This window comes from Fictibacillus barbaricus (genome assembly GCF_014635025.1).
GTDB lineage: Bacteria > Bacillota > Bacilli > Bacillales > Fictibacillaceae > Fictibacillus > Fictibacillus barbaricus.
On the sequence record NZ_BMCE01000001.1, the window covers coordinates 1,179,215 to 1,201,482 of the forward strand.

Consider the following 22,268-nt stretch of genomic DNA (forward strand, 5'->3'; position numbering starts at 1 on the left):
TTGTTAACACACTATATGATACCAGTCTAAAGTTAATGAAATATGAATGTTAGGTTACAATCTTTTTAATTCATAACACCCATCCATTTATAAATAAAAAAGCGAAGAATCCAACTTGGTTCTCCGCTGCTTAAGCCTTAGTAGTTTCGGTCACGTTCAAAGATGTCTGTGCGGCTATGCAGCAATACCTCATAACGAACATTTGATCCCCATTAAAGGAAAATTGTCAGTTGAGCAATACCACACCTCCCATTTACGCATCATTATACACGAAAGTTCGAATTTGTCAATAGTCTAAAATTTCCAGTGAATTGTAAACTGATCAACCATTTTTATAAGGAATAAGGTACAATAAAAAGGTTATTAATTCGTAACAAGTTAGGAGCGTTGCGGTGTATATTATACAAAAGCTGATCAATCGCTTTTTCGTTAAAAACAAACTTGGAATTTTCTCCTTTACTTTTTTTATTGTCATCTTTTCATCAGTTGTTATGCAAATTTTAGAACCAAAAACATTTCCACGTTGGTTTGACGCATTATGGTATGTAATGACGACGGTTACTACGGTTGGTTATGGTGATTTTTATCCTGTAACGGTTGCAGGCAGAATGTATGCAATTTTCATTTTTTTAGTTGGCATTGGAATAGCAGGTCTTGCTATTGGAAAATTGGTTGAAGCAATGGGAGCTCATCGTAAGCGTAAGGAGGAAGGAAGGTTGACTTTTAAAGGCAAGAATCATTTTGTTATTATTGGGTGGTCTGAGAAGGCAAAGTATGCCATAAATGAGATAACTGAGACTCATCCAAACCTTGAAGTTGTACTTATTGATCGATTACCAGTCACACCGATTACTCACCAAAACGTTCATTACATTCAAGGTGATCCTTCTATTGAATCGACCTTGATACAAGCAAATATAGAGGAAGCACAATCTGTACTCGTTTTTTCGGATGATTCCATTCATGACTCAGCGTTAGCGGACGGCAAAACACTTCTGATCGTAACGTCTGTAGAAAGATTGACGCCTCATATACATAGTACGGTTGAAATAAAAAGAGAAGAGCATATTAAGAACTTTAGACATGCTAAAGTAGATGAGTTTGTGCTAAGTCATGAAACGGTATCTCGTATGGCTGTGCGTTCTGCTTTCTCAAAAGGGATAACTGGCATCTATACTCAACTTCTTTCACATAAAGAAGGAGAAAATTTATTTGAGGTTCAAAAAAAAGCAGAATGGAGAACGTATAAAGATGCTTTTGACGGGCTATTAGAACAAGGAGCCACATTAATAGCAGATGGGAACGATCTTAGCATAAACAAAAAGTTGAATGAAGCTATACCTGAAGATGCACGCTTATATATTATCTGTAGCAAAGATGTGTATGAAGCACTTGCATAAATCGTTAAGGAAAGGACGTTACAAATGACACAGATTAATTGGAAAGAAGAAGTTGAAAAAAGAAAAGGTCAACTGTTGGATGATACGAGAGATCTTTTGCAAATCCCGAGTATTCTTGATGAGGAAGGCGGAAAAGAAGGAGCACCTTTTGGACCTGAAATTGAACGAGCATTAAGATATATGCTAGACCTTGGAAAAGAAGCTGGAATGCATGTGAAGAATGTAGATGGATATGCGGGACACATTGAAGTAGGAAGCGGAGAAGACCTTGTAGGGGTTCTTTGCCATGTCGATGTTGTTCCTGCAGGCGAAGGGTGGTCCGTTGAACCATTTGGAGCAGAAATCAAGGACGGCAAGATTTTTGCAAGAGGAGCCATTGATGATAAAGGACCCACGATGGCAGCTTTCTACGGAATGAAAATCATTCAAGAATTAAAGCTTCCTCTTTCAAAGCGAGTACGAATGATTATCGGCTGTGACGAAGAAAGCAATTGGCAGTGTGTGAGGCATTATTTTAAAAAAGAAGAAATGCCTGCAATCGGATTTGCACCTGATGCAGATTTTCCGATAATTTCAGCAGAAAAGGGAATATTTGATGTGGAGTTCAGTTTAAGTGGAGAAGAAAAGGCTGTTAGCAAAACTCTTCAGTTGCACTCTTTTAAATCGGGTCAGCGATTAAACATGGTACCAGATCAAGCTGAAGCAAAGATTAAAGGCCAAGGAATAGATGGGCTTAAACAAGCATTCGAAAGCTTCACCATTACAAAGGGAATTGAAGGCGGAGCCATTTTAGAAAATGACGAACTCACACTGAGAACGGAAGGTAAATCAGCACACGGCAGCACACCAGAAATCGGAAAAAATGCTGGCCTCATGCTTGCTGAATTTTTAAACAACTACACTTTTGATGGAGAAGATAAGGTTTTTCTTAACTTGCTTAAAGATGTTTATGGAGAATATACAGGAAATAAATTAGGAATTGCAGCTGTTGATCAAGCAAGTGGAGAATTAACTGTGAACGTAGGAGTAATGAATTACCAGTGTTCAGATGGCGGTAAGGTTGGTATGAACATTCGATACCCAGTAACGCATGACAGTGCTCTTATTGAAACTACATTATTGCAAAGAGCAAAAACAGACAATTGGACCATGAGAATCATTGAGAATAATCCGCCTAACTATGTGGATGAAAACCACCCATTGATTAAAACGCTGCAAAACGTGTACGAAGAGCAAACCGGAAAAAAAGGAGAATTGCTGGCAATCGGCGGTGGCACGTACGCGCGTTCGTTAGAAACAGGTGTTGCTTTTGGAGCGCTGTTCCCTGGCAGAGAAGATGTGGCACACCAAAGAGATGAATATATGTATGTAGATGATCTGCTTCTTGCAGCAGCCATTTACGCTCAAGCCATTTATGAGCTTGCAAAATAGAAATTAAGCGAGGTGCATCATGACAAAAACATTTGATCAAACCTCCATCAGTCTAAAAGGCTTTTATCTGTTAAGTTTTTTTGGTCTCGGGAGTTTATTTCCTTTATTAGGCGTTTACTTTAAAGAGGAAGTAGGGCTTAGCGGAACGGAGATCGGCACACTTATGTCGATCGGTCCTGTTGTCATGATCTTTGCTCAGCCGTTATGGGGTATTGTAACGGATTATACAAGACGGCCGCGCTCGGTGCTGGTTTTTTCTTTGGTCTTAACAGCGGCATTTGGATACAGTATCTATCTTTTGGAGTCATACATATGGCTTATCGCGCTGCTTATTGTATTTTCATTTATGCAAAGTGCTTTAGTACCTGTTTCTGACAGCATCCTTTTAAATTACGTTCAAAAAGAAAACAAACAATACGGAAACTATAGACTCTTTGGGGCTATAGGATTTGCTATTGCCGTTTATATGGCGGGCAGACTTGCTGAAGCATTTGGAACTCGAGTTATCTTTTATATGTTTATTGCTGTTCTCATCCTATGCGTATTATTTGTGTTTAAGATGCCAAAAGAAAATCAATCGCTTAAAACGGACCTTAAAAAAGGGATCGATCAATTGATAAAGATGCCTTCGTTCCTGGTCTTTCTTTCAGCCACTTTTTTAGTATTTGGTCCTATTTTTGCTAATAACTTTTATTTTGGTTTTTATATTCAAGAAGCAGGCGGAACATTAGCAGGAGTGGGGTTAGCGTTCTTACTAGCAGCAGGAAGCGAAGCTCCATTCATGAAATTTGCAGGTTTCACGATTAAAAAATGGGGCATGATGCATATTATGATTTTTGCAGCAGCAATCTCTGCTGCTCGCTGGACCTTCTATTTCTTTGAACCTTCATTTCCAGTAGTATTATTGACTACTGTTGTACAGGGGTTCTCAGTGGGGTTGTTTATTCCTGCAGCTATGGACTACGTTCGAACCAACACACCTATTGAAGTAAGAGTTACAGCAGTCTCTTTGTATACAGCTGTTGGAAATGGTTTAGGTTCGTGGTTTTGTACCTTTGTGGGTGGCGTCATATTTGATAAATTTAATATCTTCTATACGTATCTATTTTTTGGGGCTTTGTCATTTATCGGGCTTTTCATGGTTTTCATTTTGTCTCGTATGGAACTGCAAAGTAGTATCCTGATACAACGGTCTATATAAAAATAAAAACGGGCATCCGAAAGATATGGGATGCCCGTTTTTTTATTAAAATTGAAACAGATCGCTGGAAAGATAGCGTTCACCTGAGTCACAAGTGATACAGACCACCACTTCTCCTTTTTTGCGCTTTTCTGCAATTTTTATAGCAGCGTATACGGCAGCACCTGACGATGGACCAACTAATATTCCTTCTTCTGATGCAAGGCGTCTCGTGATTGAATATGCATCTTCGTCATTGACTTGGATAATCTCATCATAGACGTTTTGATTTAAAATAGGAGGTATAAAGCCGGGGCTCGTTCCAACGAGCTTGTGCTTTCCAGGTTTACCACCTGACAGAACAGGTGACCCTTTTGGTTCCACAACATGAATCGTCAGTTCCGGAAAGAATGATTTCAGCGTTTCCCCAGTTCCAGTAATTGTACCGCCAGTTCCCGCTGGGGCAACAAAAGCAGCAAACGGTTTATTGATTTCCTCTATCGCTTCTTTAATTTCAATCGCAGTGCTGTTTCGATGTGCATCTGGATTTGAAGTGTTCTCAAATTGCATTGGCATATAACTGTTGGGAATCTCTCCTGCCATCTCCCTTGCCTTCTTTATCGCACCTGGCATTTTTTCATCACCGGGGGTTAGTACAACTTTTGAGCCGTAAGCTTTTAATAAATTGATTCTTTCTTCTGTCATCGTATCAGGCATAACAATTATGGATTTATAGCCCCTTGCCGCTGCATTCATAGCGAGGCCGATACCGGTGTTCCCTGAAGTAGGCTCAATAATGGTTGATCCTTCTTTTAAGAGGCCTTTTTTCTCAGCTTCTATGATCATGTTATAGGCTGCTCGGTCTTTTAGGCTGCGGCTTGGGTTGTAATATTCTAATTTAACATATACATGTGCTCCATCTGCATGAGGAAGACGGTTTAATTTAACGATAGGTGTATCTCCGATTAGATCAGCAATGTTTGATACGACTCTCATGGTTTACACTCCTTTTTGTTGCTATCTTAAGTATAACAAATTAATCATTAGGTAAAAAAGCAGATAGAACCTTTTAAAATTTTGATAAAATAAAATGAGAGCGGTGAACTGTATGAAAAGGCATCATTTTGTAGCAGTAGAGCTTCCAGGAGAAGTCAAAACAAAGCTTGCAGGATTCTGCAGCAACATTAAGAAAGAACACAATTTCAAGACTTGGGTACATCCAGAAGATTTTCATATTACATTAGCCTTTTTAGGCACAGCATCTGGGGAACAAATAAATAAACTTAGTACGTTCTTAAAAGAAGTGGTGCCAAAACATCCCTCTTTTATACTTAATGTGGACCACTTCGGCTTTTTTGGGAACAAACAGCATCCAAGGATCTTTTGGACAGGTGTTGAAGAACAATCTAGTTTATATCGTCTTCAAAATGAAGTCGCCAATGCATGCAAACAAGCTGGCTTTACTCTTGAAAAGAGACCATATGCACCTCACATAACGCTTGCACGGAAGCATATTGAATCAGAGTCTTTATCAATGAACCATGAAGACTGGTGGAAACAGTATGGGCAAGAAGTACAGTTTAAAGCCGATCATATCGTTATTTACGAAACACACCTTGAAAGAGTGCCTAAATACCAGACTATAGAATCTTTCTCATTAAGAAATTAAGTACACAGGAGGGGAGACATCATGGCGCAGCTTGTTAAATTGCAAGACTATGTTTCACGTTACGAAAAAAACCTTTATCACTACCAATCTCTGTTTATGAGGATAAAAGAGAATCGATATAAATTGGTCAAGCAGAACAATGAAAAAATGGACAAAAAAACCATCAACAAAGATTTCCGAAAAAAACTATATGATCACCAATTGAACTGGGCTACTTCTACCGTAAAAGAAATTTCAAATTGGGACACTGTTTATAGGCAAGATCAAACGTTGCAGTTCCTCACTCAAGAGGTTCCTGATAACTACTTTTTACTTTATGAACCTGTACTCCAAGTCAAGAATGCTCCTGTTGAATTAGACATCATTTTAGTGGGACCTGCAGATGTATGGCTGCTTGTTTGGCTGGACGGAGAAGGGATATGGCAAGAATCAAATGAAAATAAACGATTTTGGAAGAATGTTCGTTCAGATGAAAGAGAAACAAGTTTAAGTCCAATCATTCGTCTTGAACGTATGAATAGTATGTTAAGAGAGTATTGGGAGCCTTATCAGAAACAGTTAACATTGAGGCAATGCATTGTAGCGCCTCATGCTTTTATTGATTTCTCAAGCGACTGGAGAAAGATCTCATTTACGGATACACGAAATTTCAAAGAATGGCACAATCAGCTTCAACAGAATCCAGCACCTATCAAGAGTCAGCAATTAAAATTTATATCCGATCTATTGGCTTATGGCGTAACCAATTCGATATTCAGAAAGGATCCTTTATCCAACGAGTCTGAGATTAATTTTGAAGGGATTTGAAAGATTTTGTCGAATTTCTTTGAAAAACAACAAATCGAGGACCTGATGAATGAAAAAGTACTTTTTTATTATTAATGCAAATAACGCAAAAGCTATTAAAACGTTTAAATCGTTAAAAAAGGAAATGGACAAGGAAGAGATACCCTATAGAACGTTTTACACAGAATATAGCGGTCATGCCATAGAAATTGCAAAGAAGATTACATACATGAATAAAGATCTGATTAAAGCTGTCATTGCTGTAGGCGGAGACGGAACCATCCATGAAGTATTCAACGGGATTAAAGAACACCCGGAAATTCCTATTGGTTTTATATCTGGGGGCTCAGGTAATGACATTGTTCGTGTGCTTGCTAAAGAGATAAAAGGGTTGAAGAGCCAAATCTCTTATCTGAAGCGGAATCGGACGATTAAAGGTGATTCTGGAACGATCCAGTTAATGGGAAGAAGCAAGAAAAGCCAAGTTTTTTTAAGTGCTATTGGAATCGGGTTAGATGGCGAAGTTGCAAAGTACACAAATGAGTCAACCTACAAAAAGCATCTGCATAAGTTAAAGTTAGGAACAATCGCTTACGTTATTACATTATTTAAAGTCCTAAGATTCTATCAGCCTGATTCAATGATTTTGAAGATTGATCATCAAGAACATGTTTTTCATAACGTCTGGCTTGTAGCTATTGGAAACATGCCCTATTATGGAGGGGGTATGAAAATTTGTCCTGGAGCCCGTTTTAACGATGGAATCCTTGATGTCTGTGTTGTACATAATCTTTCACTTTTAAAACTTTTAGCGCTTTTTATTTCCGTCTTCTGGGGTGGCCATGTGAATGTGAAAGGCGTCGCTCAGTTTAGAGGAACTGAAATTTCAGTTGCGACGAAAAGACCTGTGGCTATTCATGCTGATGGTGAATTTAAAGGTACAACACCAGTTTGTATTGCAGTGAATCCAGCATCTGTGCCTTTGAAAATTTGAAAATTTGAGTGGGGAATAAAAAATGAAATGGACTGATTTTTTTAATATAGCACTTTTCGGAATCCTCTGGGTTGCATTAATTGAAAAAAAATCCGGGGTTAAAGAATGGCTGTTACATATAACAAATGACCAACTGATGTTAGGAGTCGTTGTTCCAGTTATCATTTATGCTGTCTTGGTCATTGCCGGAAGACTCGTAAAGAACAAATATTTAAACGCTGAATGAGAGGGAGAATTCCCTCTCTCTTTTTCATATAAAGGAATAACAAAATGAAAAATAGTTCAATATGATGTAATAGCGATTTAAAGGGGTGTGACTGATGAGATTAGATACCATTTCAGCGGAAGCATATATCGATAATTTCTCAATGATAACGATTGTAGTGAATAAGCCATTTTCAATCATCCCATCACTTGTATTGATAGATCGTAAAGGAGCTAAACAGCCGTTAACGATTGATATACAAGAAGATTACCATGAAAAATACATCTACAAATGCAAAACTTCACAACCTTTAGATTTGTACACGGAGTATTGGGTTGCCTGTGAGGAAATAAGAATCCCTTTAAAGGTTGGAAGTGTAGTTAGAACCGAGCGTTTTGACACACTTTTTTATGATGATGGTGTACTTGGAGCTATCTATTCCCCAGATTCTACAACATTTAAGGTGTGGTCACCAGTCGCAAATGAAATAAGACTAAAGTATAAAACGGAAGAACTTAATTCTTTTTCAGAATGTAAGATGATTAGATCCGAAAAAGGGGTGTGGCACCTTACATTAGAAGGAAATCATCACTTAACAGAATACACATACTTGGCTAAAGTAAATCATGAATGGGTGGAAACGACAGATCCTTATACTCGTTCGGTTACAATAAATGGTGAGAGATCTGTTGTTATCAATTTATCGGAGACAGACCCTGAAGGCTGGAATCGTTCAGAAAAAAGAATAAACCTCCGTGCCAAAACCGACAGCATCCTCTATGAAGTTCATATACGAGATTTTACGGTACATGCCGACAGTGGTGTGAAAAATAAAGGTAAATATCTAGGGTTAACAGAAAAGAGTACAAAAACTTCTAATGGGTATCCAACAGGGTTAGATTATTTAAAGAGTTTAGGTGTGACGCATGTTCAGCTGATGCCAGTAGCGGATTTTGGAAGTGTTGATGAGACGAAATCGGATAAGGAATATAACTGGGGATACGATCCTGTTCACTTTTTTGCACCTGAAGGGTCTTATTCTACAGATCCTTATGATCCCGTCAGCAGAGTAAAAGAATTAAAAGTCTTAATTCAAACTTTGCAAACCAATGGCCTTTCCGTTATCTTAGATGTCGTTTTTAACCACGTATACATTCGAGAAGATTCAGCTTTTGAGAAACTAGTTCCAGGTTATTATTTTCGTTATGATGATGGCGGCAACCCTGTAAATGGAACAGGTGTTGGGAATGATACAGCCTCTGAAAGAAAAATGGTGAGAAAATTCATCATAGACGCACTCACGTACTGGTTGAATGAGTACAAAGTGGATGGATTCCGTTTTGACTTGATGGGAATACATGATATAGAAACAATGAATATTGCATCAAAAAAATTAAAGTCATTAAATCCAGGGGTATTTTTGTTAGGAGAAGGCTGGGATTTAAACACGTATTTAGAACCTGAAAGAAAAGCTTCTCTATCATCAGCCAAGAGGATGCCTGACTATTCCTTCTTTAACGATGCATTTCGAGATCATGTTAAAGGAAGTATATTCCCCGAAGGTGCCAGCGGGTTTATAAACGGAAATCAAGACGACCGTGTTAAAAATCAAATGATACATGTACTTAGAGGATATGCAGGAAATCAAAATCTATTTTTGGCTCCCGAACAAAGCATTAATTATACGGAATGTCATGATAATCATACGTTATTTGATCTTTTAGCCATTCGGCATCCACATGAAAATGAGACCACCAGAAGAAAACGTCAGCAACTGGCTCTAGCTTTTACGCTGTTTGCTCGCGGTGTACCTTTTATACATGCAGGGCAAGAATTCTTTCGTACTAAACACGGAGCAGAAAATAGTTACAACCTCCCTGATCGTATAAACGCAATAGACTGGAATTTTTGTGAAAAAAACGATCACTCGGTTGTTTATTTTAGAGACCTAATAAAAATAAAAAAAGAGCAGCCGATTTTTCGTAATGGCTCTGCGGAACTTCAGGAAAAAAATGTTCCAAGAGGGGCATTGGGATTTGAATTACAACGTGTTTTTACCGATAAAGAAGGTGGCGTATTATATTGGAAAAAAGTCTTACTGTTCTTTAATCAAACATTAAAGCCGATTGGCGTACCTCTCGAACATCAAGAGTGGAACATCGCGGTTGAGGACCAAAGATGCGGCAAAAAAGCAACTAGTTCTGACTGTTATTTAATACCCCCTTTATCTTTTTCGCTGCTATACAAAGAGTAGGTATGTAAAGTATCAAGAATCAAGTGCTTTTCTTATTTTTTTGTGTTAAAATAATGACTTCGCAGTATTTTATTTTGAAACGGAAACAGCTGACAGTTGTTGAATGAACATCATGTAAAAGCGGACTCTTTACTAGATAAGAAGGTGAACAATTTGGAACAGATTTTGGGAGAAGATTGGCAGGTTTCCCCTGCTGGCGGAGCAACAGGAGAAGCATATATAGCTGAATATGGGAACCAAAAACTGTTTTTAAAGCGTAATTCCTCTCCGTTTTTAGCTGTTCTTTCAGCTGAAGGGATTGTCCCTAAACTACTTTGGACAAAGAGGCTGGGCAATGGGGATGTCATAACAGCTCAGCAATGGTTAGACGGCAGGGAATTGAAAGCAGCGGATATGAAAAGTGAAAATGTTGCAAAATTATTAGCTAAGATACATCGATCACAAGAATTACTCGGTATGATGAATCGCCTTGAAAAGAAAAAATTAACCCCGCTGGATCTGTTGAACGATATTCAATTACAAATGCGCAAAGAAAAAGATTATCTAGAAATCATAAATGATTCATTTGCTTATTTGATGGAAACGGCCTCAGAGGTTGAAGTTGATAACTTGGTGGTTTGTCATTGTGATGTAAACCACAACAATTGGCTTTTAAGTGATTCCAATGAATTGTTTCTAATCGACTGGGATGGTGCAATGATAGCTGATCCGGCACTTGACCTTGGTATGCTTCTGTATAGTTACATTCCTTATGAAGACTGGGAAGAATGGCTTGGCATATATGGTGAAACACTAAACGATCATTTAGAGAGACGAATGCATTGGTATGTTTTGGCTCAGACCATAAGCTCTTTTTTCTGGTATAAAGAAAAAGGACAGTCAAAAGAGACTGCCCGTTTTGCTGAAAGTATTAAAGAACTTGCAGGTGCTATCTGACAATATGGAAGTCTATCTGACACTATTTCCTAGGGAATAGTGTCTTAATATGGATGATGGGTCTGTATGGTGTTGATCCATGATTCTAAATATGGACGATTACTTGATATATGTTCATCCAAATGGTGATGAGAAAAGCCGGTATGACTGTACTCATTGATATTGGATAGTATGTTACGCACCTCTTCATGAACTTCACCGTTTTCCAATAAATGTGCAGCAAGTCGTTCTATCTGTGCACATTCTGAGGGTGAACCAGCACAATCGGTGTAATGGTCTTGAAGAAGGTCTCTTATTATATGCAATTGATCGTTGTGATTTAATGGCATTATGCTGCACATCCTTTCATTGCATAGCTTATGGATTTCTGAAAAAAATATCCTTAAATAGGACAATTAGATAATTAAAAAGGTTTATCCAAACAGATGATTTTTAATCGTAAGGCGGGGAGAAAATATGCGTCAAAGATTTAAGCCATGGGCTAAAGAAAAGTTGATGGAGAATCCTAAGATAGTTTCTATTGAACCACAAACACAAAAAGGTCAATGGCACTCTTTCTTTGGTAATGACAATCCTATTCATATTGAAGTTGGAACAGGAAAAGGTCAATTCATTAACGGAATGGGCGAGCAGAATCCTAATATTAATTATTTAGGGATGGAGCTCTACGATAGCATTATTGTTACAGCGCTTGATCGTATCCTTGAAGACAATAAGCCGAATGTTAAACTAGTTCGAGCTGATGCTACACATTTGTTAGATTATTTTGAGACTGGTGAGATCGAACGGATATATTTAAACTTTTCAGATCCGTGGCCAAAGAAAAAACATGCAAAAAGAAGACTGACACATGAAAGTTTCTTAAAACGCTATGAAACCATTTTAAAAAAGCCTGGTGAGATTCATTTTAAAACCGACAATCAAGGTTTGTTTGAATACTCACTTCATAGCATGTCCAAATACGGTATGTTCTTTAAAGATGTTAGTCTTGATCTTCATAAGAGTGACATGGATGATGATAACGTAATGACTGAATATGAAGAGAAGTTCTCTGAAAAAGGATTTCGTATCTATAGAATGGAAGCACAATTTCGATCTTAAAAAACTCAAGCTTAGCTTGAGTTTTTTCTTTTATTCTGTTCTTTGGTTCTTATGATACACTTGTAAAGAGATAAGAAAAGAAAGGAGATAGGGATATGGATAAGTGGGAAATTGGAAATCTAAAACTTAGCTGGTTAGACGGTGGCGTAACCCATATGGACGGCGGTGCTATGTTTGGGGTAGTGCCTAAACCTTTGTGGGAGAAGAAATATCCTGTTAACGAAAGAAACCAGATTGAGCTGAGAACAGAACCCATTTTAATTCAAGGATTTGACGGGAAAAATATCTTAATTGAGTCAGGAATCGGTTCTGGTAAATTAACAGAGAAACAAAAAAGAAATTATGGAGTTACTGATGAATCACAACTAGTGAAAAGCCTTGAGAAAGAAGGATTAACTACAGGTGATATTGATATCGTATTGATGACACATATGCATTTTGATCATGCCTGCGGTCTTTCTCGTTGGGAAGGTGAAAAATTAGTACCTGTTTTTGAAAACGCTATTATTTATACGTCAGAAACAGAATGGAACGAACTCAAGAACCCAAATATACGATCACAAAATACATATTGGAAAGAAAATTGGGAGCCTGTTGAGCACCAAGTTAAAACATTCAAAGAAGAGATAGAACCGTTAAAAGGAATTAGAATGGTCCATACAGGCGGGCATAGTGATGGTCATTCTATTGTTGAGCTGACATTAGAAAGTGGAGAACAGGTATATCATTTAGGTGATATCATGCCAACACATGCTCATCATAACCCGCTTTGGGTACTTGCTTATGATGATTATCCAATGACTTCAATATATGAAAAGCAAAAATGGATCAAGCCAGATACATGGTATTTCTTTTATCATGATTGTATCTATCGAGCTGTTAAATGGGATAGTGATGGACAGTTATTGGAACGAGTCCCGCGTTCACCAAAAATGTGAAAAAATCGACACATTTTTTCCATTTTCAAGTGAATGTCGAAAACGGCAGGATATGTTAAAATATGATAGGCATGCAATTATCAATTTTTATTTATATCTATGAGAGGTAAAATGAGAGGGGATTAAAAAATGAAAAAACAGTTTGTTGCCATTTTTACCGTTTTAGCACTGTTTTTATCAATGGGTTCTTTTGTATCAGCTGAAACAGCGACCGATGAAATGAAAAAGACAATTGAAAAAGGTATTGAGAGTAAACACAAAGATTTTAAAGAAGGTTCATTAATACTATCAGAAATTGAGACTTTTCCGAATGAAGATGCGGAATTAGACGCTTCGGAAGTAACAGTTGCGATCGCAGAGTATGAAACAGTTCGAGATAACATCTTTTATTTCGATCACACAGAAGTTGTTTTTTATGATGCTGACAAAAACGAACTTCTAGCGGAAGGTGCAGTAGCTAAAGCGAACTCAAAAATTCAGGACTATAAAAAATCACATGAATCAGATCTTGGAACACATATGGATTGGGTGGTTGTTACAGTTCTATTATTCCTGTTGATCGTTATTCCTTTATTTATTTTAACCGTTTGGGAAAAGCGTCAATATCTTACTACTAAATTTAAGATTGAGAACAATCTATATAACCAAACAAAATTGTATCGTTAATTTGTTGAAGCCCTTAGGTAAGGACCTAAGGGCTTTTTTTATTTTTGGATAAGCTGCAAAACTGTGCCTGTGCCAGCATCGATTAAAAACTCATAATGTACAGCTTCACTGCCGGGCATTGAGTGAGAGAATCCGCCCTTGTAGACCGAATAGGGAAGTCCATGTACGCTTGTGTCTTCAGGATTCACAACGATCCATGCACCTGTAATGCTATAATGCTGACTTGCTTTTTCCTTTAATAGCTTTAATGCTTTTTCTGGTGTCAAGGAATCGGTCTGCTTTTTTGTAATAACATAACCTATCACAGCCCCAGTAAGGCCTGACAGAATCAGGTTTCTCCAATTCATTCATTTTCCCACCTTATGTAAAATTCTTTTTCTTTTCTATTTTTTAGTATAACAAAGAAAAGCCTTCTTTTTCTTGTCTGTTTTTGATAAGATACACATGATAAAGCTGGAGGGTTCGAAATTCCCACCCCTCTTAAAACAAAACTAGGGAGCGTGAAGAATGATCTTTTACACTCTCTGCGTTTGCAGAGAGTTTTTTGTTTTCGTGCTCCAATGAAAGGATGAACAGGAATGACTTATAAGATTCCATCGGATGTTCAAATACTAGGTCGCGATATTCAGCGCGAACAGTTAAAGTATCATAATAAACGTGTTGCAGTATGCAAAGAATTTACATTTGATGCGGCACATCATTTACATGCTTACGAAGGAAAATGCAAAAACCTTCATGGCCATACGTATAAGCTTGTAATAACAATGAGCGGTTTTGTAAATGAAATTGGCATCTCAGTAGACTTTGGAGAGATTAAGGAAATTTTTAAAACAGCGATTGACAGCAAACTGGATCATCGTTACTTAAATGAAGTTCTTCCTGCTATGAATACAACTGCTGAAAATATGGTGGTATGGATATGGGAGCAGATCGACAATGAACTGCAAGAGCGCGGGCTTTCTAAACGAGGCCATCGTCTAGAAGAACTTAAATTATATGAAACACCTACAAGTTTTGCATTACTAAAAAGAGAGTGGATGGTGGAAAATGAAAACATTTAATCTGCCATCAAAAGATGTATGGAAACATTGGAAAGTTCCGATGGTCGAAATATTTGAAACGGTTGAAGGTGAAGGACTCCAGGCAGGTTATCCCACCGTTTTTGTTCGAGTATTTCACTGTAATCTAAGATGTACGTGGTGTGATACAACGTATAGCTATGCACCAGCAAAACCTGAATTTGAAGCAACGATAGAAGAGATCGTTGCTGCGATCAAATCATATCGGTCAACCCGTATATGTTTTACCGGTGGTGAGCCTCTTATCCATCGCGAAAAATCTGCAGCTCTTCTTATGGCCATGGCAGACATAGACCACATTGTGGATATTCATATCGAAACAAATGGTGCTATAGATTTGCAACCGTTTGAAAATCTGCGCAACTCTCATCCTGAACTTCAAAGAAAAATGAGATTTGTTATGGACTATAAGCTCCCTGCATCAGGGGAGATGGATAAAATGAACTTGGGTAATTTTAAAGAACTTCAGCATCAAGATGAAATAAAATTTGTAGTAGGGTCAGAAGAAGACTTTGAAATTACAAAACAAGTAGTAGGAGAGCACTATCGCAACGGGCAGATCTGTGTAAGTCCTGTTTGGGAGAGCATGCCTCCCCGGCGACTTGTTGAACTTTTATTAGCAAATCCGTTGCCTAATGCTAAATTAAGTCTGCAGTTGCATAAGGTAATCTGGCATCCAGAGGAGAGAGGGGTTTAAAGATGAAGAAAAAAGCAGTAATCGTTCTAAGTGGAGGCCTTGATAGTACAACCTGCATGGGCATAGCAAAAAAAGAAGGCTACGACCTGTACCCGATCACCTTCCATTACGGTCAGCGCCATAACCGTGAAGTAGAACAAGCGATAGAAGTAGGGAAATTTTATAATGTGGAAGATCATAGGATTGTAGATCTCACGTTTTTAAAAGATATCGGCGGAAGTGCCCTAACGGATGAGAAGTTGGATGTCCCAACTGAGGCAGAAGAGGGTATTCCTGTCACGTATGTTCCTGCAAGAAACATGATATTTCTTTCTCTTGCCAGTGCTTATGCCGAAGTAATCGGAGCAACTGCTGTATATACGGGAGTATCAGCTGTTGATTTTAGCGGTTACCCGGATTGCCGTCCTGAATTTATCCAGAGTATGGAAGAGACGATCAATTTGGCTACTAAAGCCGGTGTAACAGGAAAGAACATTTCTGTAGAAACACCGCTCATTCATCTTTCCAAAAAAGATACGATCGAAAAAGGATTGTCACTAGACGTTCCCTATGGATTAACAACGTCTTGTTATAATGGAAAAGAAACTGCCTGCGGCAAATGCGACAGCTGTGTCTTGCGTTTAAAAGGTTTTAAAGAAGCGGGTGCCAAAGACCCGATTCCCTACGAAAACTAGAACATTCATAAACCTAGAAAACCCCTTCTGATTAGGTGTACAATAAATGTGTACATAGGATCAATTAGAAGGGGTTGTTTTTATATGAATAAAGAAACACTCGATTTGTTTAAAACGTTGACCGAGTTGCCTGGTGCTCCAGGTTTTGAGCGAGATATCCGCAATTTTGTCCGTAAGGAAATCGAACCTGTATCAGACGAAATTATTCAAGACGGGCTTGGCAGTATATTCGGTGTGAAAAAAGGAAACGGTCCTAAGATCATGGTAGCTGGACACATGGATGAAGTAGGATTCATGGTTACGAAGATCACAAAGAACGGGATGCTTAAATTTCAGGAATTAGGCGGCTGGTGGAGCCAGGTGCTTTTAGCACAGCGTGTGAACATTTATACAGATAAAGGAGATGTAATTACAGGTATTATTGGTTCAACACCTCCACACCTTCTTTCTGAAGATCAGAGAAACAGACCGATGGGCATTAAAAACATGTATATTGATATCGGTGCTGATGATGATAAAGAGGCTCATAGCATGGGGATAAGACCTGGTCAGCAAATTGTTCCGATCTGTCCTTTTACACCAATGACAAACCCAAAAAAGATCATGGCAAAAGCTTGGGATAACCGATATGGTGTAGGGCTTGCTATTGAGCTTTTAAAAGAATTAGAAGATGTAACCTTACCAAACGAACTATACAGTGGAGCTACAGTACAAGAAGAAGTAGGTCTCCGCGGCTCAAAAACAGCTGCAAACTTAATTCAGCCTGATTTGTTCTTCGCCTTAGATGCAAGCCCAGCGAACGACATGATGGGGGACAAGAGTGAATTTGGTCAGCTTGGTAAAGGAGCATTATTACGTATCTTAGACAGAACGATGGTGACTCATAGAGGGATGAGAGAATACATTCTGGATACTGCTGAAACGCATAATATTCCATACCAATATTTCATCTCTCAAGGCGGTACAGATGCAGGAAGTGTTCACGTTTCAGGAAATGGTGTACCTTCAGCAGTAATCGGGATCTGTTCTCGATATATACATACACATGCCTCAATAATCCATGTTGATGACTATGCTGCTGCAAAAGAACTTCTTGTTAAACTTGTAAAATCTGCAGATGAATCAACACTTAAAACGATATTAGAAAACAGTTAAGGATGAGTGCGTTATGAAAATTGGAATGGGGTCTTCAAATCCTGCGAAAATTAAAGCAGCTGATCCGTTTTTAGCCTACTTTAAAGAAGCTGAACTGCTATCATATTCTTCTGACTCCTTAGTTTCAGCTCAGCCTTTTTCCGATGAAGAAACAAAGGAAGGGGCTATTAACCGTGCCAAAGATTGCGTAAAGCAAGGAGCATCCATCGGACTTGGATTTGAGGGTGGTGTGATGGAAATGGAGGATGGCATGTACCTTTGTAATTGGGGAGCTGTTGCAGATAAAGACGGAAATGTCTTCTCTGCTGCAGGTGCACGCATTCTGCTTCCTCTCTCTATAGTCGAGGGTCTAAAGCAAGGGCAGGAGCTTGGCACGCTCATGGGCGAATTCACACAGGATCCTGAGATCAGAAAAAAGGATGGCGCGATCGGTGTCTTCACAAGCGGCATGCTAACGAGAAGTGAAATGTTCTTGCACATTTCCACTATTCTTTTAGGGCAATATGTTTATCATCTTAACCGTTAAGATATAAACCGACAACAATAAAACACATAAATGTTATTATAAGGCTGGCAATGAAGGTAACTCCTCAGTTGTCAGCCCTTTTTGTACAAAAGATACGATAGCAAGGAATGAACAAATGTGTTCTGGGCAGATTAGAAACAAAAAAATAAGGCGGCTTTTTTATGAATCGATCTGTAAAGAGCATCTTAATCATTTTTTTCTTCATTTTGGCAGGTTTTATTGCGTGGGTTATCTATGAAGCTAAACCTGTAAAAGGTACAGCAGAAAAATCGATTATCGTAAAAGCGAATAGTGATTACTCTGTATTATCTCAGCAGCTTCAGCATGAAGGTTTTATAAACAATTCTTTTCTTTTTTCTTTATATGGAACATTAACGGGTAAAAAAGAAATGATTGCTGCAGGAGAGCATACGATCAAGCAAGGGTCTGACTTTAACGAAATATTTGCTGATCTTTCTACGTTACAGAACGAAACAGAGGCAAATGAAGTTATTGTTCCGGAAGGGCTAACGGTGATTGAACTTGCAGATAGATTAAGTGAAAAAGAAATTGTAGATCGAACTGCATTTCTTGAAAAAGCAAAAACGTTAAACACCCTTACGAAAGAACAGCGAGAAAGTTTGCAGCTTAATGATGAAAAGCAAAATCTTGAAACAAAATATGCTGTAGAAGGTCTGCTTTTTCCGGATACCTATTTCTTTGAAAAGAAGATGGATGAAGGAGAGGTCATCCGCCAGATGACCGAGCGGATGATTGAAAAAATGGAAGACCTAACGATTACTACCAACCAGACACCTTATGAAATGATCACATTGGCCTCCATTATTGAAAAAGAAGCATTATTAAATAAAGAAAAGAGAACAATTGCAGGCGTCTTTATAAACCGGATCCGAGAAAAGAAGAAATTACAATCTTGTTCAACGGTTCAATACTTGCTGGATAAACCAAAAGCAGCTCTTAAAAGAAAAGACTTAAAAATTAAGAGTCCATACAACACCTATATAAACTCAGGACTTCCGCCCGGACCTATAGCAAGTCCGGACCTTCCTTCTTTAGAAGCGGCAGCAGACCCTGAACAGCACGATTTTTATTACTTTGTTGCAAAACAGGATGGTACTTGGAGTCATTATTTTTCAAAGACATATAGAGAACATAAAAAATACACTCGATTAAGTGGGAATTATTAAACCCCGGTGAAGAAATCACCGGGGCTCGTCTTAAGATTAATCTTTTATTTCTTCATTAATTAAATGTTTGTTCCTTTGATCCTCTTGTTCATGATCGGTATCCCATGTTTCTGCTTCTGCCATATAATCATCAATTTCCAGATCACTAGTTACATCTTCGGTTTCTTCGGATTCAACTGCATCAGACGCAGCTGCAGCTTCTTCCCAATTGTCCATAAATTCTATATTTCCACTCTCATTAAGGGTGATCACATCTTCGCCTAGCTGGAACTGATCAACCTCTTGCTGAAGGGTAAGCGCAATTTCCTGTAGTTCTGTTGCTGCCAAGTTAACTTGATGAATCGCTTCTTTTTGATGAATGCTTGAAGCACTTACTTGTTCACTTGTTGCAACGGATTCCTCAGATATCGCACTAACTTCAAATAATTTCTCAGATAAATTCTCCTTGGCTGATTCAACTCGGGTAATGGCACCCTTCACTTGATTGATTCTGCCATTGATCTGTGACACATTATGAATGATACTGCTAAACGCTTTTTCTGTCTGTTGAACAGATTCAACTTGATCGTTTCGATATTGCTCAAAACGAACGGTTTCTTTGGATAATAATTCCATCTGGCTTGTCATCGACTTGACGAGCTGCTGGATTCTAAGTGCTTCATTCTTTGAGCGTTCCGCAAGTTTTCTGACCTCACTTGCCACTACTGAAAACCCTCTTCCGGCTTCTCCTGCTCTAGCGGATTCTATTGCCGCATTCAATGCGAGCAGATCTGTACTTCCTGCTATCTCTTGAATCGTTTTCACAATAGAATTAATCTGTTTTGATTGTTGGCTCGCATGCTGAATCTCAGAGATCAGACTTTGAGCCAATTCAAGGAAAGCTTCAGAATGCGTATTCAATTGATGAACAATGGTTGAACCTGCTTTTCCTTCGTTTTCAGCGTTTTGAGCATCTAGAGCAATCGCATCGCTTATAATGGCTGTCTCTTTGATGGACTCTGTAACACCTGATAATAAAAGAGTGCATTCTTGCAGATGGTCTGCCTGACTTTGTGCTCCAGTTGCCACTTGTGAGATCGCTTCTGTTACTTCATCACTTTGAGCGGTTGTTTCTTCTGATACGGCTGCTAGGTTTTGAGAAGAGCCTGTTAGCTTTTCTGCTGCAAATTTAACTTCCGTCATTGATTTTTGCATTTTCTCTGCCATCGCATTAAATGTTTGAGCCAACTCACCCATCTCATCTTTAGACTGCGTCTCGACACGGTAGGAAAGATCTCCTTCACCAATAACAGATGCCCCTTCTTTCAGGACAGTGATAGAAGATTGTATAGAGCGAAGAAGCCAGATACCAAGAACACTTAGAACTCCAAGGATAAGCAAGCTAAGAACGATTAAACTGATCGTAAGCCAGAACTTAACAGACTTTTGCTTCTTGCTAAGCTCTTCTGTCTCTTTGAGCAAGTTCTTCTCAGCATCTTCAGTAGACTGATCAACTACTCCTGCAATTTTCTCGAACGTTTTAACGTCATCGTCAATCTTCTTGGTAATAGTTTGTATCGTATCTGCAGAAGTTGTATACTTTAACAATTTTGATTTGAAATCTGATAATTGTTCAGCAGGCAGGTTTTTTTCATCCAGCATCCGGTCAAAAACCTGTGCGCTCTCTTTAAAGTTCTTAACAGATGTGCTGTCGTATTTAATATGAACATCCTTTTCATACGTCTGCATCTGAAGCAGTGTTATGAGCAGGGCTGAATCGTTCATCCCTTTAACCGTTTCTGCAAATTCATTGGATGTCTCGGACATTATCTGTTTTAAAGATGTGAGCTGGGTGATAAGTCCTGTAGCTGAATTAAATGAAGTCTGATAAGCAGCCAGATCCTTTTGAATTCCTTCTAAAGCTGGATGGTTTGTTTCCTTTGCGATCTTGCTTGTTTCATTCTGCAAATTTTTTAGAAAGGTAAGTACGTTCTGCTTGGAATCTGCGCTCGGTGTTCTTAAGTATTCTTGTTCTAGTTTACGTACTTCATTAAACGAACTGCGAATGCTGTTACTGGAGAGTAACGATTGTTGCACATGTTCTCTTTCATTTTCCATTTGGGTGTTCTGCCATAAAAATAATCCAATAAATGCAAGTAATAGTAACATTCCGGCTAAACTGATAAGAAGCATCAGCCGAACTCTTTTTCTAATCGACATGTTCATATGAATTCCCCCCTGACATTTTATCGGCTTTATTTAAATAACTTTGAGTTACTATGAAAAAACATAAGATAAAACCCACTGAAGTTTACACGTGTCTTTACACCATGGTGAAACAAGTTATAATGTGTTAGGGACATGGTGAAAACTGAAAGATAGAAGGAGTATATATCATGAGGAATTACTTACATAAAAAGGGAGTCAGTCTATCTCCAAAAATTTATTTTATTACGGGATTTCAATATTTTGCGCTAGGGCTGATGGCTTCTCTAATAGTTGGCCTAATACTTAAAACGATAGGTGAGCAGCTTTCCCTACCTTTTTTTATAGAGATGGGACAACTGGCGATGAGTTTAATGGGTCCTGTTATAGGTACTGCGGTTGCATATGGATTAAAAGCACCCACACTCGTTATTTTTTCAGCTGGAATTGCAGGTGCAGCAGGAGCTGAGCTAGGAAGTGTTGCAGGCTGTTATGTTGCGGCAGTTATAGCTGTTGAAATAGGAAAGCTGGTTTCAGAGGAAACGAAGTTTGATATTTTGGTAACCCCTGCTGTGACAATCTTAACCGGATACACAGTTGCTACGTTCATAGGACCGGGAATCGATCAATTTATGAAAGCATTTGGGCAGGTCGTGATGTGGTCGACAGAACAAAGACCATTGATCATGGGGATTCTAGTTGCAGTTTTATTGGGATTCGCACTAACAGGACCGATATCTTCAGCTGCTATAGCAATGATGCTAGGGCTTGAAGGACTTGCGGCAGGTGCAGCGACGATCGGATGCGCAGCTCAAATGATTGGGTTTGCCACTAGTTCCTTTAGGGAAAATGGATTTGGCGGCTGGTTTACACAAGGCATAGGAACATCAAAACTACAATTTCCAAATGTGGTGAAGAATCCATTTATCCTGATCCCGCCTACAGCTGCTGGAATCATATTAGCACCGATAGGTATCATTTATTTCGGAATGGAAAATATTCCGGCTGGAGCAGGAATGGGTACAAGTGGCCTTGTAGGGCAAATTATGACTCTCAGGACAATGGGCTTTACCTTTGAAACGTTTCTTGCTATATTTATTTTGCATTTTGCAGGACCAATGATCATAAGTCTTCTACTCTCAGAATGGCTAAGAAAAAAAGGCTATATAAAATTTGGCGATATGAAGCTGAATCAATAAGGAGTTT

At 38.6% G+C, this 22,268-nt stretch carries 23 protein-coding genes; 19 read left to right on the top strand and 4 right to left on the bottom strand.

Annotation, left to right across the window (positions count from 1 at the left end; translation table 11 throughout):
• Window positions 1-392 precede the first annotated feature (392 nt).
• From IEV52_RS05750 to IEV52_RS05760, 3 genes are read left to right on the top strand one after another with little or no spacing between them, the layout of a single operon-like run.
• Window positions 393-1,400: a potassium channel family protein gene (locus IEV52_RS05750; protein ID WP_188401531.1), complete on the top strand. Its 1,008-nt coding sequence runs from the start codon at window positions 393-395 to the stop codon at window positions 1,398-1,400.
• Window positions 1,401-1,424: 24 nt separating this feature from the next.
• On the top strand, window positions 1,425-2,831 hold the full coding sequence (gene pepV, locus IEV52_RS05755; protein ID WP_188401532.1) for a dipeptidase PepV: 1,407 nt from the start codon (window positions 1,425-1,427) through the stop codon (window positions 2,829-2,831).
• Between the two features lie 19 nt (window positions 2,832-2,850).
• The gene (locus IEV52_RS05760) at window positions 2,851-4,032 is read left to right on the top strand and encodes an MFS transporter (RefSeq protein WP_188401533.1); all 1,182 of its coding nucleotides are present in this window, start codon (window positions 2,851-2,853) and stop codon (window positions 4,030-4,032) included.
• 45 nt (window positions 4,033-4,077) lie between these two features.
• Here IEV52_RS05760 and cysK read toward each other — a convergent pair whose 3' ends face one another.
• Complete coding sequence (gene cysK, locus IEV52_RS05765; RefSeq protein ID WP_188401534.1) at window positions 4,078-5,007, bottom strand: cysteine synthase A; 930 nt, start codon at window positions 5,005-5,007, stop codon at window positions 4,078-4,080.
• 112 nt (window positions 5,008-5,119) lie between these two features.
• On the opposite strand from cysK, the gene thpR reads away from it, so the two are divergent.
• The 6 genes from thpR (at window position 5,120) to IEV52_RS05795 (ending at window position 10,855) form a co-directional block, all read left to right on the top strand.
• A complete protein-coding gene (gene thpR / locus IEV52_RS05770; RefSeq protein WP_188401535.1) occupies window positions 5,120-5,680 on the top strand; it encodes an RNA 2',3'-cyclic phosphodiesterase in 561 nt (186 codons plus the stop codon).
• A gap of 21 nt (window positions 5,681-5,701) precedes the next feature.
• Window positions 5,702-6,487 carry a hypothetical protein gene (locus IEV52_RS05775; protein ID WP_188401536.1) on the top strand — a complete coding sequence of 262 codons (786 nt, stop codon included), beginning with the start codon at window positions 5,702-5,704 and terminating at the stop codon, window positions 6,485-6,487.
• A 49-nt stretch (window positions 6,488-6,536) separates the two neighbouring features.
• On the top strand, window positions 6,537-7,460 hold the full coding sequence (locus IEV52_RS05780; RefSeq protein ID WP_188401537.1) for a diacylglycerol/lipid kinase family protein: 924 nt from the start codon (window positions 6,537-6,539) through the stop codon (window positions 7,458-7,460).
• Between the two features lie 22 nt (window positions 7,461-7,482).
• Complete coding sequence (locus IEV52_RS05785) at window positions 7,483-7,686, top strand: hypothetical protein (protein ID WP_188401538.1); 204 nt, start codon at window positions 7,483-7,485, stop codon at window positions 7,684-7,686.
• A 94-nt stretch (window positions 7,687-7,780) separates the two neighbouring features.
• The gene (gene pulA / locus IEV52_RS05790) at window positions 7,781-9,919 is read left to right on the top strand and encodes a type I pullulanase (RefSeq protein WP_188401539.1); all 2,139 of its coding nucleotides are present in this window, start codon (window positions 7,781-7,783) and stop codon (window positions 9,917-9,919) included.
• A 153-nt stretch (window positions 9,920-10,072) separates the two neighbouring features.
• Window positions 10,073-10,855: a phosphotransferase family protein gene (locus IEV52_RS05795; RefSeq protein WP_188401540.1), complete on the top strand. Its 783-nt coding sequence runs from the start codon at window positions 10,073-10,075 to the stop codon at window positions 10,853-10,855.
• Between the two features lie 44 nt (window positions 10,856-10,899).
• On the opposite strand, the gene IEV52_RS05800 is transcribed toward IEV52_RS05795, so the two are convergent.
• Window positions 10,900-11,184 (bottom strand): YtzH-like family protein, encoded by a 285-nt coding sequence (locus IEV52_RS05800; RefSeq protein WP_188401541.1) that lies wholly within the window; start codon window positions 11,182-11,184, stop codon window positions 10,900-10,902.
• A 127-nt stretch (window positions 11,185-11,311) separates the two neighbouring features.
• Here IEV52_RS05800 and trmB point away from each other — a divergent pair, with 127 nt between their 5' ends.
• The 3 genes from trmB to IEV52_RS05815 all read left to right on the top strand — a co-directional run bounded on the left by trmB (window position 11,312) and on the right by IEV52_RS05815 (window position 13,560).
• The gene (gene trmB, locus IEV52_RS05805) at window positions 11,312-11,956 is read left to right on the top strand and encodes a tRNA (guanosine(46)-N7)-methyltransferase TrmB (protein ID WP_188401542.1); all 645 of its coding nucleotides are present in this window, start codon (window positions 11,312-11,314) and stop codon (window positions 11,954-11,956) included.
• A 95-nt stretch (window positions 11,957-12,051) separates the two neighbouring features.
• The gene (locus IEV52_RS05810; RefSeq protein ID WP_188401543.1) at window positions 12,052-12,894 is read left to right on the top strand and encodes a YtnP family quorum-quenching lactonase; all 843 of its coding nucleotides are present in this window, start codon (window positions 12,052-12,054) and stop codon (window positions 12,892-12,894) included.
• Window positions 12,895-13,023: 129 nt separating this feature from the next.
• On the top strand, window positions 13,024-13,560 hold the full coding sequence (locus IEV52_RS05815) for a hypothetical protein (RefSeq protein ID WP_188401544.1): 537 nt from the start codon (window positions 13,024-13,026) through the stop codon (window positions 13,558-13,560).
• Window positions 13,561-13,598: 38 nt separating this feature from the next.
• On the opposite strand, the gene IEV52_RS05820 is transcribed toward IEV52_RS05815, so the two are convergent.
• Window positions 13,599-13,907 (bottom strand): PepSY domain-containing protein, encoded by a 309-nt coding sequence (locus tag IEV52_RS05820; RefSeq protein ID WP_188401545.1) that lies wholly within the window; start codon window positions 13,905-13,907, stop codon window positions 13,599-13,601.
• 231 nt (window positions 13,908-14,138) lie between these two features.
• Between IEV52_RS05820 and queD the strand changes: the two genes are divergently transcribed.
• From queD to mltG, 6 genes are all read left to right on the top strand, one after another.
• On the top strand, window positions 14,139-14,621 hold the full coding sequence (gene queD / locus IEV52_RS05825; RefSeq protein ID WP_188401546.1) for a 6-carboxytetrahydropterin synthase QueD: 483 nt from the start codon (window positions 14,139-14,141) through the stop codon (window positions 14,619-14,621).
• A complete protein-coding gene (locus IEV52_RS05830) occupies window positions 14,608-15,336 on the top strand; it encodes a 7-carboxy-7-deazaguanine synthase QueE (protein WP_188401547.1) in 729 nt (242 codons plus the stop codon). Before queD ends, IEV52_RS05830 begins: the two co-directional genes overlap by 14 nt.
• Window positions 15,337-15,338: 2 nt before the next feature.
• Window positions 15,339-16,010, top strand: coding sequence for a 7-cyano-7-deazaguanine synthase QueC (queC, locus tag IEV52_RS05835; protein ID WP_188401548.1), 672 nt, complete (start codon window positions 15,339-15,341; stop codon window positions 16,008-16,010).
• A gap of 84 nt (window positions 16,011-16,094) precedes the next feature.
• Complete coding sequence (locus IEV52_RS05840) at window positions 16,095-17,165, top strand: M42 family metallopeptidase (protein WP_188401549.1); 1,071 nt, start codon at window positions 16,095-16,097, stop codon at window positions 17,163-17,165.
• Between the two features lie 13 nt (window positions 17,166-17,178).
• A complete protein-coding gene (locus IEV52_RS05845; protein WP_188401550.1) occupies window positions 17,179-17,691 on the top strand; it encodes a DUF84 family protein in 513 nt (170 codons plus the stop codon).
• Between the two features lie 161 nt (window positions 17,692-17,852).
• On the top strand, window positions 17,853-18,878 hold the full coding sequence (mltG, locus tag IEV52_RS05850) for an endolytic transglycosylase MltG (protein WP_188401551.1): 1,026 nt from the start codon (window positions 17,853-17,855) through the stop codon (window positions 18,876-18,878).
• 36 nt (window positions 18,879-18,914) lie between these two features.
• On the opposite strand, the gene IEV52_RS05855 is transcribed toward mltG, so the two are convergent.
• A complete protein-coding gene (locus IEV52_RS05855; RefSeq protein WP_188401552.1) occupies window positions 18,915-21,083 on the bottom strand; it encodes a methyl-accepting chemotaxis protein in 2,169 nt (722 codons plus the stop codon).
• Between the two features lie 170 nt (window positions 21,084-21,253).
• On the opposite strand from IEV52_RS05855, the gene IEV52_RS05860 reads away from it, so the two are divergent.
• The gene (locus tag IEV52_RS05860) at window positions 21,254-22,261 is read left to right on the top strand and encodes a PTS sugar transporter subunit IIC (RefSeq protein ID WP_188401553.1); all 1,008 of its coding nucleotides are present in this window, start codon (window positions 21,254-21,256) and stop codon (window positions 22,259-22,261) included.
• Window positions 22,262-22,268: the final 7 nt, after the last annotated feature.